Origin of the sequence: Streptomyces sp. NPDC002889, assembly GCF_042888425.1 — a bacterium.
In the GTDB taxonomy this organism is placed as follows: Bacteria; Actinomycetota; Actinomycetes; order Streptomycetales; family Streptomycetaceae; genus Streptomyces.
Genome location: NZ_JBIAPT010000024.1, coordinates 116,250 through 131,192, shown reverse-complemented (window position 1 = coordinate 131,192; position 14,943 = coordinate 116,250). Strand labels below are relative to the sequence as shown.

At 66.8% G+C, this 14,943-nt stretch carries 12 protein-coding genes and 2 pseudogenes; 7 read left to right on the top strand and 7 right to left on the bottom strand.

The features are described from left to right. Nucleotides 1–805: 805 nt before the first annotated feature. Nucleotides 806–1,093 carry a hypothetical protein gene (locus ACFYWI_RS30165; RefSeq protein ID WP_389238555.1) on the top strand — a complete coding sequence of 96 codons (288 nt, stop codon included), beginning with the start codon at nucleotides 806–808 and terminating at the stop codon, nucleotides 1,091–1,093. Between the two features lie 158 nt (nucleotides 1,094–1,251). Here ACFYWI_RS30165 and ACFYWI_RS30160 read toward each other — a convergent pair whose 3' ends face one another. Both ACFYWI_RS30160 and ACFYWI_RS30155 read right to left on the bottom strand, forming a co-directional pair. Next, nucleotides 1,252–1,755, bottom strand: a complete 504-nt coding sequence (locus ACFYWI_RS30160) for a hypothetical protein (RefSeq protein ID WP_389238553.1) — start codon at nucleotides 1,753–1,755, stop codon at nucleotides 1,252–1,254. A 350-nt stretch (nucleotides 1,756–2,105) separates the two neighbouring features. Beyond that, a complete protein-coding gene (locus ACFYWI_RS30155; protein ID WP_389238551.1) occupies nucleotides 2,106–2,588 on the bottom strand; it encodes a VOC family protein in 483 nt (160 codons plus the stop codon). A 497-nt stretch (nucleotides 2,589–3,085) separates the two neighbouring features. Between ACFYWI_RS30155 and ACFYWI_RS30150 the strand changes: the two genes are divergently transcribed. The 6 genes from ACFYWI_RS30150 (at nucleotide 3,086) to ACFYWI_RS30125 (ending at nucleotide 9,219) form a co-directional block, all read left to right on the top strand. Next, nucleotides 3,086–4,171: a hypothetical protein gene (locus ACFYWI_RS30150; protein ID WP_389238572.1), complete on the top strand. Its 1,086-nt coding sequence runs from the start codon at nucleotides 3,086–3,088 to the stop codon at nucleotides 4,169–4,171. 183 nt (nucleotides 4,172–4,354) lie between these two features. Continuing rightward, a protein-coding gene (locus ACFYWI_RS30145) for an IS5 family transposase (protein WP_389238549.1) occupies nucleotides 4,355–5,180 on the top strand; the annotation gives its coding sequence in 2 pieces (ribosomal slippage) (nucleotides 4,355–4,698 and nucleotides 4,697–5,180; 828 coding nt in all). 776 nt (nucleotides 5,181–5,956) lie between these two features. Then, nucleotides 5,957–6,898, top strand: a complete 942-nt coding sequence (locus tag ACFYWI_RS30140; RefSeq protein ID WP_389238547.1) for a pentapeptide repeat-containing protein — start codon at nucleotides 5,957–5,959, stop codon at nucleotides 6,896–6,898. Nucleotides 6,899–6,952: 54 nt separating this feature from the next. Beyond that, nucleotides 6,953–7,396, top strand: a complete 444-nt coding sequence (locus tag ACFYWI_RS30135; RefSeq protein WP_389238545.1) for a hypothetical protein — start codon at nucleotides 6,953–6,955, stop codon at nucleotides 7,394–7,396. Next, complete coding sequence (locus ACFYWI_RS30130) at nucleotides 7,374–7,667, top strand: hypothetical protein (RefSeq protein WP_389238543.1); 294 nt, start codon at nucleotides 7,374–7,376, stop codon at nucleotides 7,665–7,667. The genes ACFYWI_RS30135 and ACFYWI_RS30130 overlap by 23 nt, the downstream gene beginning before the upstream one ends. 439 nt (nucleotides 7,668–8,106) lie before the next feature. Further along, on the top strand, nucleotides 8,107–9,219 hold the full coding sequence (locus tag ACFYWI_RS30125; protein WP_389238540.1) for a PP2C family protein-serine/threonine phosphatase: 1,113 nt from the start codon (nucleotides 8,107–8,109) through the stop codon (nucleotides 9,217–9,219). 523 nt (nucleotides 9,220–9,742) lie between these two features. On the opposite strand, the gene ACFYWI_RS30120 is transcribed toward ACFYWI_RS30125, so the two are convergent. The 5 genes and pseudogenes from ACFYWI_RS30120 to ACFYWI_RS30100 all read right to left on the bottom strand — a co-directional run bounded on the left by ACFYWI_RS30120 (nucleotide 9,743) and on the right by ACFYWI_RS30100 (nucleotide 14,910). Further along, nucleotides 9,743–11,269, bottom strand: coding sequence for a hypothetical protein (locus ACFYWI_RS30120; protein ID WP_389238538.1), 1,527 nt, complete (start codon nucleotides 11,267–11,269; stop codon nucleotides 9,743–9,745). A gap of 74 nt (nucleotides 11,270–11,343) precedes the next feature. Then, nucleotides 11,344–11,853: pseudogene (locus tag ACFYWI_RS30115) on the bottom strand (transposase); the annotation flags it as partial. A gap of 1 nt (nucleotide 11,854) precedes the next feature. After that, nucleotides 11,855–12,971 (bottom strand): annotated as a pseudogene (locus ACFYWI_RS30110) (RNA-guided endonuclease InsQ/TnpB family protein); the annotation flags it as partial. A gap of 506 nt (nucleotides 12,972–13,477) precedes the next feature. Beyond that, entirely contained in the window at nucleotides 13,478–13,954 is a 477-nt protein-coding gene (locus ACFYWI_RS30105) for a hypothetical protein (protein ID WP_389238535.1), read from the bottom strand. Then, nucleotides 13,951–14,910, bottom strand: a complete 960-nt coding sequence (locus ACFYWI_RS30100) for a caspase domain-containing protein (protein ID WP_389238533.1) — start codon at nucleotides 14,908–14,910, stop codon at nucleotides 13,951–13,953. Before ACFYWI_RS30100 ends, ACFYWI_RS30105 begins: the two co-directional genes overlap by 4 nt. Between the last annotated feature and the right edge of the window lie 33 nt (nucleotides 14,911–14,943).

Below are 14,943 nucleotides of genomic sequence, written 5' to 3'. Positions count from 1 at the left end.
AGCCCGCCGCCCTGTGGATACCGCATGCCCCGGTGATACCGCACGAGCGACGAGCCGTCAGCCCATACGACTCCACGAGTTCAACCTCAGTAACCCTGGCTATTCAGCCGGATTAGTCGAGCTGATGCCCCGACAGTGAAAGGTGCCGCCTGGCCTGCCAGGATGTGATTGTTGAGGTCGCATCGGAGCAGAAACCAGGGGCACCTTTCTGGTGAGAGACACTGCTGGATGGGGTCGTGGGCTGTCTGTCGCGGCTACCGGTAAGGGATTGGTCGGGCATGACGGTGCGGTGCTGTTGCGCCGGTGTGCGGACCGGGCCGGGCTGACGGACGGGCTGGAGCGGGTGCTGCCGCAGGGCGGTGAACTTCCTGGGGCGGGGTGTGGTGCTTGTCCAGCTCGCGGTGGCGCTGGTGCTCGGGGCGGGAAACCTGCCCGAGGCGGAGGCCCTGCTCGCCCATCAGGCCGGTGTGTTCGGCTCCCGGCCTCGGATTCCACTCTGCGCAGGCTGCTGGACAGCATGGATGACACGATCCTGGTCAAGATTGCGCGAGCGCGTCGGCGCGTTCGCCGGCATGGGTGGGCCTGCTGCACCTGCGTCCGGGCGGGTTTCCCTGGCTGACGGTGGCGGGCAAACGCCTGACCGGCTGGATTGTGATCGATCTCGACGCCACCACCTTCACCTCGGCGTCCGAAAACAGGGCGCACAGGCCACATTCAAGAGGACCGTACGGCTCTCATCCGCTGGGAGCATGGTGCGCGAACACGACCGAGTCGCTGGCCATGCTCCTGCGGGAAGGCAACGCTGGTGCCAACACGGTGGCCGATCACATCCGGGTCCTCACCGGCGCACTGGCCCAGATCCCGCACTCCTCGTCGGCGAAAATCCTGGTGCGGGGTCGACGAAGCCGGAGCCACCCACGACCTGCTCACGCACCTCGAAGCCCTCAACACCGCACGCCGCACGGTCCGTTACACGGTCGACTGGAAGATCGGCGAGGCGGACGAGCAGGCGATCGCCAAGCTGCCGGAAACAGCGTGGGAGACCTCCCTACACCAGTACGGCACACTGCAGGACGGCTACGCGGTCGCGTAACTGACCGCGCTCAACACCCGTGGAGGCTGGCCGGCGGGCATGCGGCTGATCGTGCGCCGGGTCAAACTTCCCGTCGGCAGATGAAGAACCTCACCGCCTTCAAGATCCAGTGATCACCCCTGACGAATCGAGGTTGGGTGAAGGACAGCCCGAGGGCGTCATTGCGGGATCTGGCCATCAAAGCTGGGGCCCGCTGCTTCCAGCTTGTCAATGACGCGGACTGTGACTACCGCATAGAGAACATGCGGGATGATGTCCGAGACCCAGTCCGAGGTTGCCCAGGTCCGTGGATCCGTGATTCCCAAAAGAATAATCGGCGCATTTGTGACAGTTAGGGCAAAGAGAGACGCAACGACACAGCGGGAAGCCTTCGTCGGAGGCCAACCAGCAGCCTGTGCCAATGACAGCGCCGCCCCCATGCCCAGCCCCACGGCGTATCCGGTCAAGGCGCCAAGGCCAGCGATCCGGTTCTCCAGGATCTGATCGTCCCCGGGGATTCGAATACGGAGCTTCGCAGCAAGGCTACGCACTGTGATCTCAGGTGTATCGCTGATGGGCCGGCCTCGAAGCGCGATGTCGGCATAACCTGCGATATTGAGCGCGGCCGTACCGGCGAGTCCCGCAACAGCGCCGTGAAGAAGCGGCCGCATAACTCTGATCATGAGCGGTCCTCCTGCTGAGCAATCAATCTCGAGTCGGTGACCCGTACCCCGAGGCTGAGCTTCAAGAGTCCCATTTCCGTGGACGCTCCGCATCACAGGACGTGTGAGTGGACGACGGCGGGACCAGCGGTAGGAGCGTCCGCAGAGCCCCCGGTTCGGGGTGAACAACCGTCCCAGCCCGTCCTGATCGGATAGCTGTGATGACTGCATCTATGGTCTATGCCGGTGCGCTCGTGTGAAGCGCGTGCCGCACGGCCGCTGGGGATGCGACGTGGGATTGTCCTGCCTCGGTCTTTGACAGGTCTCACGCAGGTGATCGCCGTGGCGTGATCTTCTCGGTTCTGCGGCCGTCATCGTCCAGGCTGTCGCACTCGGACCTCTTGAAGCAGCCACCCATTGCCGTCCCGGTCGCTGAACGTCGCGTACGAGTTGTAGCTGAGACCATTAGAGTCTGGGCCGTCTACCTGTTCTTGGGCGCCGGTGTCGTAGACGCGGTGGAAGATCTCGCTAACCTCGACACCCTGGCTGATCAGTCGGGCGCGGGTTTGGTCGAGGTCTTGGACGACGAGGTACATGCCCTGGGCGGAGCCTGCTGCCGCAGGGGTGACTCCGCGGCCGAACTGGATCGAGCATCCCGACCCCGGAGGCGTCAGCTGCACAATCCGGAATTCCGGACCCGCCTCGTAGTCCGCATCGAGCCTCCACCCCAAGCCCTGGTAGAAGCGCAGGGCACGATCGACGTGAGCCACCGGCATCACGACGACCTCAAGATTCGTATCCATGGTCGGCTCTTCATCGACGTTCGTTGCGCCGTCCTGCTTTGCGGTGCCCATAACGACGTCCTATGCCGCTTTCTGGTCAGGTTCATGGCCTCTCAAAGCCCGCAACTGGCGGAACATCATCGTCACCAGGGGATGCACAGGTAGTTGATCACGCATGCCAGCGCCCGCTCCTGCGGCTACCTGGATGCGAGTGCAAGCCTCGACGCCATGCTCGCGGAACGTGATCTCCAGCCTACGCTCGCGCACCGTGAACTTCTCGCCCACTAAGGTCTGTCCGGCGGATCATGTGACCGACTCAGTGACGGCTCGTTGGCATGGTCATGGGGCGGGGAGATCTCACAAACGCAGAATGGGGGCTAATAAGAGGTTGTCTCATGTGGTGTGATGTTCGTGCGGTTGAGCCGAAGCCCGATAGGTGTCACACAGGCGGGCTTGCTGTCACCGTGGCCCGGTCTGCGTGCGTTGGACTTGACCAGCTGAGCACCGACGCCACCGACGCCGGGTGAGGCGGCAGGGGACTGTCGGTGGCTGGTGGCAAGATCACCGGCATGGTCTTTGTACGTACGACTCCGCCGCGGCCTGTGGATGTGACCGCGGTCTTTCCCGAGCTGGCGCCGTTGGCGCGGCCTGCGATTCGTCTGCATCCCCGCCCGGGGTCGCCTTCGGTCGGGGAGAGCTCGGTCGGGGGGCCGTTGTTGTGGCCGGCCGAGGAGCCGTGGCCGCACTGCGAAAGCTCGCACCTGCACGTGGACAGTGGGTTCCGCCAGTCGCCGGCCGAAGTGCGGCTCATGAGGCGCATGCGGGCCCGGTGGCACGCTGATCACGGTGGTCCTGGGATAACCCCCGAGGAGGAGGCGATCAAGGAGCGGAACGCCGCGATGCTCGCGGAGCGACTCGACGCCGGCCCTCCGTGGCCCGCGGACTGCCCGGTCCCCATGTTGCCCGTGGCCCAGCTGTATCTGCGCGACATACCCCTGTTGCGGCCGCCCGGCCAGGCCGATCTGCTCCAGATCCTCTGGTGCCCCTACGACCACGATCCGGATTACAAGCCGTCGACCTCACTGTTCTGGCGGTCCGCTGCCGCGGTCGTCGACATCCTCGCCACACCGCCCGAGCCGTACGAGGTGAACTATGAGGGCTATGTGCCAGAGCCGTGCGTGCTGGCACCGGAAGCGATCACCGAGTACCCCGATAGCCTCGATCTGAGCCCGCAGATGCGGCTCATGGTGGAGGACTGGAGCAGATGGCAGGCAGCCGGCGCCGACGTGGACAGCTCCTACGCGGACTATGCGCGGGACTTCTATGACATCCATCTGGCAGACGCGCCCGGATGGAAGGTCGGCGGCTGGCCTCCATGGGGCCGCACCGACCCCAACCCCCGGTACTGCACTGTCTGTGATGTGCAGATGGTCCCGCTGCTGACCATCGCCTCCGGCGAATGGGACGGCGGCGAGGGACACAGCTGGGCACCTTACGAAGACCAGGCCGCCGCCAACACCGCCAACACCGTCGGTCATTGCTGTGGCCAGTGCCCCTCGCAGCCGACCAAGGTCGAAGTCGGCAGCACCGACAACATGCAGATCTACGTCTGCCCGACCTCCCCCGAGCATCCGCACACCGACCTGATCCAGTGAGCCGTCGGGCCTGTCGCGCACCCTCCCGCAGCCGGTGACAGAAGTGCCGCCGAACCGGGGTGTGTGACAGGCCGCTTGCCTCACTGGTGCAGGCCGGACTGCTTCGACCGATCCCACTCACCACGTCATCCGGCTACGCCGGTGACAACTACTGAGCCTCGGCACAGCGGCATGATGCTGGTCGTGGGTGCTGATCTGTCGAAGCGTCTGGTTCCTGATGAACTCTGGGAATTGGTCGTACCGTTGCTGCCGTCGTTCGCTGCTCGTCCGCAAGGTGGTGGGACCGCGCCGTGCGACGAGCGGGCCGTGTTCACGGCGGTGGTGTATGTACTGACCAGTGGATGTGCCTGGCGGCATCTGCCGCCGACGTCCGGCACGCCGCCCGCCACCGTGCATCGCCGCTTCACGGTATGGACCGAGGCCGGCTTGTGGCGGCGGCTACATCGGGTGGTGCTGGACGAACTCGGGGCCAGGGGTGAGGTGGACTGGGCCTCGGCGATCGTTGACGCGGCCTCCGTCCGCGCGAAAAGGGGGCTCGCTGACCGGGCCGAACCCGGTCGATCGCGGCAAGAAGGGCAGCAAGCTGCACGTGCTGTCCGATGCCCAGGGCATCCCGCTCGCCGTCGCCGTGTCCGGCGCGAACATGGACGACAGCCTCGCCCTCAAGCCGCTCATCCGCGGCATACCCGCCGTCCGGTCCCGCCGGGGACCACGGCGGCGACGACCCGTCAAACTCCGCGCGGACAAGGCGTACTTCTCCGCCGAACACCTGGCCTGGCTGCGCGAGCGCGGGCTCGTCGCGCGCATCGCGCGCATCGCGCGCCCCGGCATCGAGTCCGGCGAACGCCTCGGTCGGCACCGCTGGAAGATCGAACGGTCGATCGCCTGGCTCTTCGGCTACCGCCGCCTCACCGTCCGATACGAACGAAAGGGCTCGCACTTCCTCGTCTTCCTCGGCCTGGCCGCCGCCCTGACCTGCTACAAGAAGCTCGCGAAACTTGCCACGTGAGACACCCTCTAAGGCGTAAGTAGGCCGAGCTCTATGCGTGGCCCGGGCTTCTCCGCCGGATCCCGAAGAGGCGGGGCTGATGGCTGTTGCCGTTTAGATGGTCGCGGGCAGCCACCATGAACCTCTGCACGGCGTCGGTGAGGGCGGCGTGATCGGTCATGAGGTCGTGCTGTTGAGTACCGAGGAAGTTGCCGAGGTTGTCGGTCGTGCGGGTCGTCGTATGGCCGCGGGCGGCGAAACGGACGCTGACGGCAGTAGACAGAGTTGTCGTCCGTCGGGAGTGACAGCGCGACACAGTTTGCGCCAGATGGTCGGGGAGGTAGCACGGACGCCGCGGTTGCCGCAGCCGACACTGCCCAGATCACGCCTGGCCAGTAGGCTGGCACAGAGGGCGGGCGCTTGGTGCTTCTTGCTGTTATCAAGACTGAAGTTCTCCGGCGACGGGGGTTGATCGAACCCTAGGGTGGCCAGGCGACCTCCCAGTGCGTGAGCACCACCCAGGAGAACCATTGACCACGCCTACGCCAGAGCCCGACTCTGACGCGAGACCCGCCCCAACCATTCCCCCGCCCTCCCCTCCAGGAGGCGACAACGGCGGCACCCCTGACCCTGGTCCAGTCGCACCTACAAGCGATCCCCCAGCTCCGCCGCCCGCCCCCGCCTGGCGGCCGGCATGGACGGCCCTCCGTCGCCGCCGCGCCGCCCGACGAGCCCGACGCGCCCACGAGAGCGCAGAAGACCGCCGTGAACGGCGCGCCGTACGGGCGCAGTGGGGCATGGTCGGCACCACCCTCATCCCGGGCTTAACTGCCGCCGGGGCACTGATCTTCACTGCCAACAGCATCCAGCAGGCGCAGGAGAGCATCCGGCAGGGGCAGGAAAGCCTCGAAGTAGCACGCCAAGGCCAGGTCACCGACCGCTACAACGACGCGGTCGCCAATCTCGGCTCCGAGTCCATCGACGTTCGCATCGGGGGCATCTTCGCTCTCCAACGCATCATGGCCGACTCCCCCCGCGACCAACCGGCCGTCATCCGCATCCTCGGCTCCTACATCCGCGTGCACTCACCCGGCTCCGGCAAGGCGCAGAAGATGCCCGACGAACGCCCAGTCGACGCACCGGACACCGCAGCAGCACTCGACGTCCTGCGAACGCGTGACGCCGCGAAGGACCATGACGCATACCTGAACCTGCGCAAAACGGATCTCCGCGGCTGGTGGGCCCTTCCGCGCGACGGCAAGGAGGCCAGCGAACCCGTGCCGTTCGCCGGCGCCTACCGCAAGGCGCGCTTCGACGGCGCGAACCTCAGCGAAGCCAACCTCCGCGGCGCTGATCTGCGGGAGGCAGTATTCAAAGGGACAAATCTTACGAGGGCAGTACTGGTTGCTGCTGACCTACGCGATGTGAACTTCCCAGACGCGGACCTGAGCCAAGCCGACCTGCAGGGCGCGAACCTCAACACTGCGGAATTCTTGTCGACGAACCTTCGCGGCACCTCTCTCCAGGGTGCCGACTTGAAACACGCGTCCCTCTTCGGGGCGGACCTCAAGGGAGCAGACCTCCGCTGGGCGGATCTGAGTGGTGCGTACCTTGATAAGGCGAAGAACCTGACGGTCGAACAGCTCCTTGAGGCCCGGATCACGCATAAAACGAGGCTCCCGGACTACCTGGCCGGGGACCCCCGCATACACATGGAGGACACCGATGAGGATGGCTGAAGCCGAGCCACCTCCGCCAGCAGAGGCGCACCTCTCCACCCCTGTCCTGAGCCCATGCCGCTCCGCTCCCACCGCGCCGAGGACGCCCACACCGCCATCAGCGGCTTCCTCACCCACCTCGAAGAGCGCGGCTTCGTCTACGACACCCGGCGCCTACGCAGCCTTTTCCTCATGGAATACCTGGAGCACGCCCTTGCCGCCGAGGAGACGGTCTCCATGACCGCAGTCGAGCTCATGGACCTGGTGCGCGCCGACGCCTGGCTCGCCGACGCGGCCGCCGGCAAGACACGGCGCCGCAACACCCTGCAGGGCCCCGACGCTGCTGCCGCCGGGAATTCCCAGCGCGTACGAATCCAGACCTGGAACGCCTTCGCCGAGAACCTTGGTCTCTGCGCATACGGCTGGAAGTGCCACCCCCCGACCACGGCGACTACCTCGAACCCGAGCAGGCCCACAAGTTGCTGCGCACCTCGCGGTGAAGCGCCCCGTTGGCGCTGACGCCACCACGGCGCTGCGTACCGCCGCGGTGGCCGCGCTCGTCGCCACTACCGGCCGCTCCGTGCCCGAACTCCACCGACTGGACGTCGCCGACGTCGACCTCGAGCACCGGCCCTTCCCCCAGGTCGAGCTGGACACCGGGCCACACCCGCTCGACAAGGAGACCGCCGACGGGCCTGACCCGGGCCGCGGTGCGCACGCCGCGCACCGCACGCTGGTCACGCAGGTCTTCGGCGCGCCGCTGCGCCCTGGAGCGCTCCGCCCCCACTGACCCCGTGCCAGCGGCCGCCGGAGGACCGGCCGTTCACGCCGCGGACGACTCGTCGCCCGGGACGAGCTCGGTGATCCACTTCTGTGCCGCCGCCAGGCCGGACGCAATCAAGGAATGTTGCGACAAGCTAGAACCCGAGCGCCGGAACTGGGTCACGATCAAGCGTCGCCGACAGGAACCGCTGCCCTGACCGAATCCGACCGGCCGTGTTAAGTGTGCCGGCGCGGCCCCGGATGCGGGCAGACCGACCGGTACGCCGGGTCCCGCGTGTCGTCGTTGCTCTGTCAGTGGATCTGGGGCTGGAGTGAGCCAATGCCGAAAGGATTCATGAAACCCCGCTATGGCTCGGCAGCAGGTTTGCTGCGGCGGGAATGGGCTTGCCCGCCCGCCGGAAAAGGTCCGATCACACCGTGTGGAAGCCCCCGACCAGAGAGACGTGATGACGATGTTCCGCAGGGGGCCGCTCGCATTCCCGCAGGCTGTCGCTGCCTTGCTGCTCCTCGGGGGCGCGGCTGCTGACCTCTTCGGGCCGCAGCCGTACATGGGCCTGCCTCTTCTGGCGGCCGCCCCGCTGATCGCATGTGTCCTGCTGACCTTCCGCATCGGGCTGGCATTCGCCGTGCTGGCGTGCGTGCTCTCGATTGCGCTGGACCTGTACCTCCGGCGTCCTGCGACGGCGCTCTTCGTCGACCTTGCCGACGTACTCATCGTCAGTACGATCGCCCTGGGGATCAACCGCCTGCTGCATCGGCAGGGCCGCTACCTTGCGCAAGCCCGCGATGTTGCCGAGGCGGTGCAGCGTGCGGTACTGCCGGACCCTCCGAGCCGCGCGGGGCCGCTCGCCGTGGCCGCTCGCTACGAGACGGCGCAGGCAGAGGCTCGGATCGGTGGAGATCTGTACGCCGTGCAGCCCACCCCCTACGGAGTCCGCGCAATCATCGGTGATGTTCGGGGCAAGGGGCTGCAGGCAGTCTCCTCCGTCTCAGTGATCGTCGGAGCGTTTCGTCAGGAAGCCGAGCAGGCTCCCACGCTGGCCGAGCTGGCGCACCGGCTGGACAGCGCTCTGGCCCGGGAGAGCGACCGTGGCCGTGAGACGGTCAGCGGTTTCGAGGACTTCACTACCGCAGTACTGGTCCAGATCCCGTCAGACGGCGACGCAGTCCAACTGGTCAATCGTGGCCATCCGGCGCCTTTCCTGGTGGAGGGAGGAACCGTGGTCCAACTGGAACCAGCGAGTTACGAACTGCCGCTTGGAATGAGGCTGCCGGAGACCGGGGCCGGGGGCGATGTGTCCGCCACGGATGTCTTTACCCTGCGGCCGGGCGCCTCACTTCTGCTGGTCACCGACGGCGTGACCGAAGCGCGCAACCAGCACGGCCGGTTCTACGATCCTTGCACCCAGCTTCCCGCAGGCGAGTACAGCCATCCGAGCGACCTTGTGGACGCCCTCGCACAGGACGTATCCAGCTGGACAGGCAATCAACGGCAAGACGACATGGCGATCCTCGCTCTCACGCGAACCGAGAACGGATCCCCGGAACGTACCGCATGACGGTTATTCAGACCTCAAGTAAGTTTTTATCCTGGTCGGGGTCTTTGATTCGCTTAGAGGCCGCGCGGATAGGGATGCGGTCATGGTCGGTGGTTCGGGCGTTCGTCCCAGTGGTGAGGCGAACCATGTCTGCCGGATCTGACTACGCATGGTGATGATTATGTCGGCGAGGTCGGAGAATGCCTCGATGACGGTGGTGTGCCGCTCGTAGCGGCGGGCGAGGAGACTGTTTCGGCAGCCTGGATGACGAGGTGTGTTCGTAATTCTGGAGGAGAGAATCCTCGATGGACGAGTTCTGCGGCTGATCCGGCAGATGCTCAAGGCCGGGTATTTGGAGGGCTGGCGGTGGAACGCCACGCTCAGCGGTGCACCACCGGGTGGCGTGGCCTCCCCGATCCTGTCCAACCTCTACCTGGATCGGCTCGATCACTTTGTTGAACAGCACCTGCTGCCAAACAGGCCGACTACCTGGCCCGCCGCGCCCACTGCTTCCTGGGGGACCGCCCGCCCGCCGTGCGCGTCCTCAGTTGACCTCCCGCACTCTCGCAGCCGACCGCTCGGCGAGCTCGCGGATGCCGTTCGCGGCGTTCTCCGAGAGCTCGCCGAGTATGGCGTTGGCGGCCGTGAGGAGGGCACGGGCCTCCTCGGGGCGGCCCGCGTCGGCCAGGGCGAGGGTGAGCCGGTAGTGCTCCTCGGCGATGAAGCGGCCGAGGTTGACCTGCTGCCAGTAGCGCAGTGAGTCGTCGCCCGGGGTGCCCAGGGCGACGCGCACGGCGGCCAGGCTGTCCGCCGCCTGCGGCAGCCGGCCCGCCTCCCGTTCCAGGCGGGCCAGGGTGTGCCGGGCCGAGGCCCGGTCCCATGCCGTCTCTTGAAGAGTGGCGTACAGGTGCTGGGCGCGCAGCGCCTGGGGAAGGTCGCCGAGTTCCTCGAAGTCCCGGGCGAGCCCGCTCAGAAGAGCCGTGGCCAGGGTGCGGGGCGCCTCGGGGCGGCGGAGTCTGCTCTGGTCCATGAAGATAGTGTCGAGTTCGCGGATCAGCGTCACCCGCGCGAGGTCCGTCATCCCCTGGTCCCGCGCCAGGTCGGTCCATGTGGAGACCGGCTCGTCCGACGGGTCCGCCCCGAACATCGACTCATCGAGCGCCCGCGCCCACTGTTGCAATTCGTCCGCGCTTCCACCCGGTTCCGGCATACCGCCCAGGCCGCACGCCGTGTCGAAGTCCGTCTCCCGGACCTCAAGCAGCAGGGGCAGATCTCCGGTGTCCCCGCGCAGCCCCACCAGCACGGCCGCGAGCCGCAGTTCGTCCGTCATCGATGACCGTGTCTCGTGCCGCAGCAGATGCCGCAGCAACTCCAGATCGCCCTCGGCGCGGTCGAACTGCGCGGCCCGCAGGGTGATCCGGCGCCGCACCGGGTCCTCGGCGACTTCACGCCATGCCGTGCGGTCGCCCTCCCGCAGCCGGGCGAGATCGGCGCGGCCCGCCGCGAGCACTGGCTCCCACAGCGGGGGACCGGCCGGGCCTATCCGGTCGTACGCGCACCCCTCGTCCGCGTTGAGCAGTACGAAGTCCGGCTCAGTTCGCAGCAGCGCGGCACGCAGCCTGCCCACCAGCTCGACCGGGGAGCGTTTCGGGAAGCCCAGCGCCGCACGGAGTTCGGCCCGCTCTTCGTCGATTCCGTAGTATTCACGGATCTCGTCCTCGGTCTCCGCGACGCACGCCAGGATCTTCTCCTCGCCGTCGTCTGGCGACAAACGTGTGTAGCCGCGCCAGCCGGGCAGGCCGATCACGAGCTCCAGGGTCTCGTCGACGCTGGAGCCGATGATCCCCGCGGCGCCCTCCGAGTCGGCGTAGAGCACCGAGCCGTCCGCGCACACGAAGTACTTACCGCCGGTATCGTCCCCGGCTACCGTCTCCAGCGGCCCGCCCGAAGCGAGGCGGACCTCCTCGACATGGCCGTGGGCGGCGCGGTCCAGGTCGAAGTCGAAGGGGAAGGCGGCCAGTTCGGCCAGGCGGCGGTCCTGCCGCAGCAGCCATAGCGCATGATCGGTCATGTCACAGAAAGTAACACCGTCCACTGGCAACGGACTCGCGGCCTCTGTAGGAGGCCGTGCGGATAAGGGTGCGGTTACGGTCGGCGGTTCGTGCGTTCGCCCCAGCGGTCGGTCGTCCATGCCTGCCGGATCAGACTACGCACGGTGATGATCGTGTCGGCAAGGTCGAAGAATGCGTCGATGACGGTGGTGCGCCGCTCGTAGCAGCGGGCGAGGCGGTAGAAGGCGTTCTGCCAGGCGTGGGTGCGTTCGACCTGCCAACGCCTACTGGCCTGAATGGGTGCTTTCTTACCTTTATGTGCGATGCGTCCGTGCAGGCCGCGTTCGCTGAGTAGCGTGCGGGTCTTGTCCGAGTCGTAGCCGGCGTCCAGGTGCACGGTGATGTCGTCGGGTAACGGCCCCAGGTCGTCCAGGCGGTCCAGGGTCGGGGCGAGCAACGGGGAGTCGTGGAGGTTGGCACCGGCCAGGACACGACCCAGTGGAATGCCGTATCCGTCCGTCATGCCCGAGCGTTTCAGGCCCTGTTTGCCGCGGTCGACCGGTGAGCGACCGGCCACCTCGCCGCCTCCGGGAGCCTTGGTGATAGGCCGACACCGCCAGTCCGGCGGCCTTGGCGACGTTGACCGCCGCGTTGATGTCCCGGTCGAGGACGGTCCCGCACGCACCGCACGTCCACTGTCGTCGCGTGCAGGGGCTTGGGGCCGTCCTTGACGCCGCAGGCCGAGCAGACCTGAAAGGTCGGCTCGAAGCGCCCGATGCGCAAGAACCGCCGCCCGTGCATTGCGGCCTTGTACTCCAGCATCGCGACGAACGCTGACCAGCCCGCGTCATGCACGGACTTGGCCAGCCGCGTACGGGCGAGCCCCTTTACCGCCAGGTCCTCAACGGCAATCGCTTGGTTGTCGCGAATGATCCGGGTGGAGAGCTGGTGGTGGAACTCCCGCCGCGCGTCGGCCACCTGCGCGTGAGCGCGGGCGACCTTGATGCGGGCCCTGGTCCTGTTGTTACTGCCCTTCGCCTTGCGGCTGAGGCGCTTGTGTTCACGCTTGAGCTTCTTCTGGGCCCGACGCAGAAAGCGCGGGGCGTCGATCTTCGTGCCATCGGAGAGGACGGCGAAGTGCCCCAGGCCCAGGTCGATGCCGACGACCTGTTCCTTCTCGGGCAGCGGCTCGGGCCCGCTCTCCACGATGAAGCTCGCGAAGTATCTACCGGCCGCGTCCTTGATCACAGTTACTGTGGACGGAACGGACGGCAGAGCGCGGGACCACTTGACCCGCACGTCTCCGATCTTCGGGAGCGACAGGTCCCCGCCGGGTGTGATCTTCCAGCGGGCGTTGGCGGTGAACCGTACGGCCTGTCGGTTGTCCTTGCGGGATTTGAAGCGGGGTGCGCCCATGCGCGGGCGTTTTCCCTTGAGGCCGTCGAAGAAGTTCCGGTAGGCGGTGTCCAGGTCCCGGAGGGACTGTTGCAGCACCACGGCGGAGACGTCGCCGAGCCAGGACCGGCCGTCGGTCTTCTTCGCCTCGGTGATCAGCAGCTTGGACAGGTCCCCGGTCTTCGGGAACGGTTCGCCCGCGGCGCGGGCGGCCTCACGAGCGCGCAACGCGTCGTTGAACACCACGCGGGCGCACCCGAACGCCTGGGCCAGCGCGGCACGCTGAGGACCGTTCGGGTACAGGCGGAAGCTGTACCTCAACTGCATACCGATCACCTTATTACAGTCGATTTATGACTGAGTATTAGTTGACAGTCATGGTGAGACCCCTGTCCAGCTTCTACGTTCATGGCACCGTCCGGACGCGATGCGTCAAGCCGTCGGCTCTCATCGCGCTGATCGACCGCTTCCCCAGGCTGGCCCTCGACATCCCGCCGACCGGACTCGATGGCGGCCGTCGATGCGTGCCGCGGCCTGCACGCGCTACCGGTGAGTTACTGATCGGGTCATAGAGTCGGCCTGCATGACCCAACCAGCTCTCCGGAGCGGCGGTGCTGCAGCCCGCGGAACCTGTCGAGCGTGTCGCCGCGTTCGTCATGGATGAGGTAGTCGCCGCGCTGTCCCGTCGAGGACCGGACCGTGGACTGGTCCCGCACAACGGCGAGGCCACAGTCGCAAAGGGTCTTGTGGGCGTCGGCGCGGTAACCGGCCGGTGATCGCACAACGTCCGTAGGCGGGCTGCCCGTTGCCCGCCGGGCCTCCCGGTCGGCCAGTCATCTCCTGCGCACCCCCGGGGGCCAGACCACATGAACCCTGCGACCGAGCCGCCGGGCGTGCGCGACGGCGTCCGCGGTTCCTCCCAGTCCCCGGGCAGGTTCACCGTCCCACACCGCGATCAGCACCTCGCACTGCTCCGCGACCCACTGCCCCGCCGCGTCGTAGGCCTCTTCGCCCGGCGTCGGGTACTCGAGGCAGGTGATATCCGCCGCCTGGTGGAGGAGGCCGAAGTAGATGCTTTTGTGCGCCGCCGCGAACGTACCGTCGTAGTCGTGCGCCGGAACGACCACATGAAGACGACCACCCGCGTCGATGAGCTCCCTGGCGAACAGTTGGTCGGCTCCCTCTGCGAGGCTGGTGTAGCCGATCAGAGGCGAGGGCAGTGACGCCAGGAGCTCGCGGATTCGCTCGGTGGCGAACACCACCGCGGGCGCGGGCAGGCCCTGATGACCGGTGATACCGATACGCGTCATACGCGGCCTGCCTTCACGAGATGCCAGTAGTGCTTACCCAGAGGAGTCAGGACGCATCCCGTGGACCGCATCGCAGCGTAGTAGAGATGTTCCTGTCCCACAGGGTCGACAAGACGGCAGGCGCGATACTTCTGCAGTCCGGAGAAGATCGCCTCGTGCTCGGGATGCTGCGGCGCCTCGGTCGGCTCGTAGGACGGGTCGAGGGCGTAGCTGTGATCGGGGGTGGGGAACCACTTCGTGAGCTTCCGCAGTACGGACAGCGGGAGTCGGGGGTTGCACATGCGGATGTCGTGCAGCCGGTCGATGTTCGTCTTGAAGGTGGGGCGTTGGTCCCAGGCTCCGAACGACTCGGACAGATACGCGTAGAGCCCCGACACGTTCACATGGCCCAGGACATCCGCGGCACCGCCCTCCAGTGCGCCTTCGAGATACGTGGAGAACTGGCCTCGTCCCGCTGCCGTTTCCACGGAGAACTGGTCGCCGCGGCTCGCGGTCAGGACGGTCATGCCGGTGGGCAGGATCGCCTGTGTGGTACCCAGGGCGGGGACTGTCGTGGCGCCGCCGGAGAAGCAGCAGTCCAGGATGATGACGATCTCCTTGACATCGCTTCTGTTGACGAGTTCGAGGACCTCGGTGAACCTGACGCCGGGCGTGATGTCTGTGGCGTCCGGCGTCATCAGCGCCACATCGCCGTTCTGCGGTGCGCCGTGCCCGGCGTAGTAGAAAAGAGCGAAGTCGGACCCGGGAGCGAGCAGGTCGTCGAGCAGGCCGAGCAGATGGTCACGGCCGATCGCCTGGGCCGCGTTGTCGACGGTCACAAGACGGCAACCGAAGTTGGGAGAGTCGTCCTCGTTGCGGGCCAGCAGGGGCAGCAGCGCGGTTGCGTCGTTCACACAGCCGGTGAGGTCGGGGCGATTCCTGTAGTGGTCGATCCCGACCAGCAGAGCGCGCTTCATGCTTCAGACCGCAGTGGCGACATCGCAGACCGT

Bases quoted from the DNA above. Each gene is read 5' to 3' on its own strand.
- ACFYWI_RS30160 (WP_389238553.1), bottom strand. From the start codon at position 1,755: ATGATCAGAGTTATGCGGCCGCTTCTTCACGGCGCTGTTGCGGGACTC.
- ACFYWI_RS30155 (WP_389238551.1), bottom strand. From the start codon at position 2,588: ATGGGCACCGCAAAGCAGGACGGCGCAACGAACGTCGATGAAGAGCCG.
- ACFYWI_RS30150 (WP_389238572.1), top strand. From the start codon at position 3,086: ATGGTCTTTGTACGTACGACTCCGCCGCGGCCTGTGGATGTGACCGCG.
- ACFYWI_RS30140 (WP_389238547.1), top strand. From the start codon at position 5,957: ATGGTCGGCACCACCCTCATCCCGGGCTTAACTGCCGCCGGGGCACTG.
- ACFYWI_RS30135 (WP_389238545.1), top strand. From the start codon at position 6,953: ATGCCGCTCCGCTCCCACCGCGCCGAGGACGCCCACACCGCCATCAGC.
- ACFYWI_RS30125 (WP_389238540.1), top strand. From the start codon at position 8,107: ATGACGATGTTCCGCAGGGGGCCGCTCGCATTCCCGCAGGCTGTCGCT.
- ACFYWI_RS30120 (WP_389238538.1), bottom strand. From the start codon at position 11,269: ATGACCGATCATGCGCTATGGCTGCTGCGGCAGGACCGCCGCCTGGCC.
- ACFYWI_RS30105 (WP_389238535.1), bottom strand. From the start codon at position 13,954: ATGACGCGTATCGGTATCACCGGTCATCAGGGCCTGCCCGCGCCCGCG.
- ACFYWI_RS30100 (WP_389238533.1), bottom strand. From the start codon at position 14,910: ATGAAGCGCGCTCTGCTGGTCGGGATCGACCACTACAGGAATCGCCCC.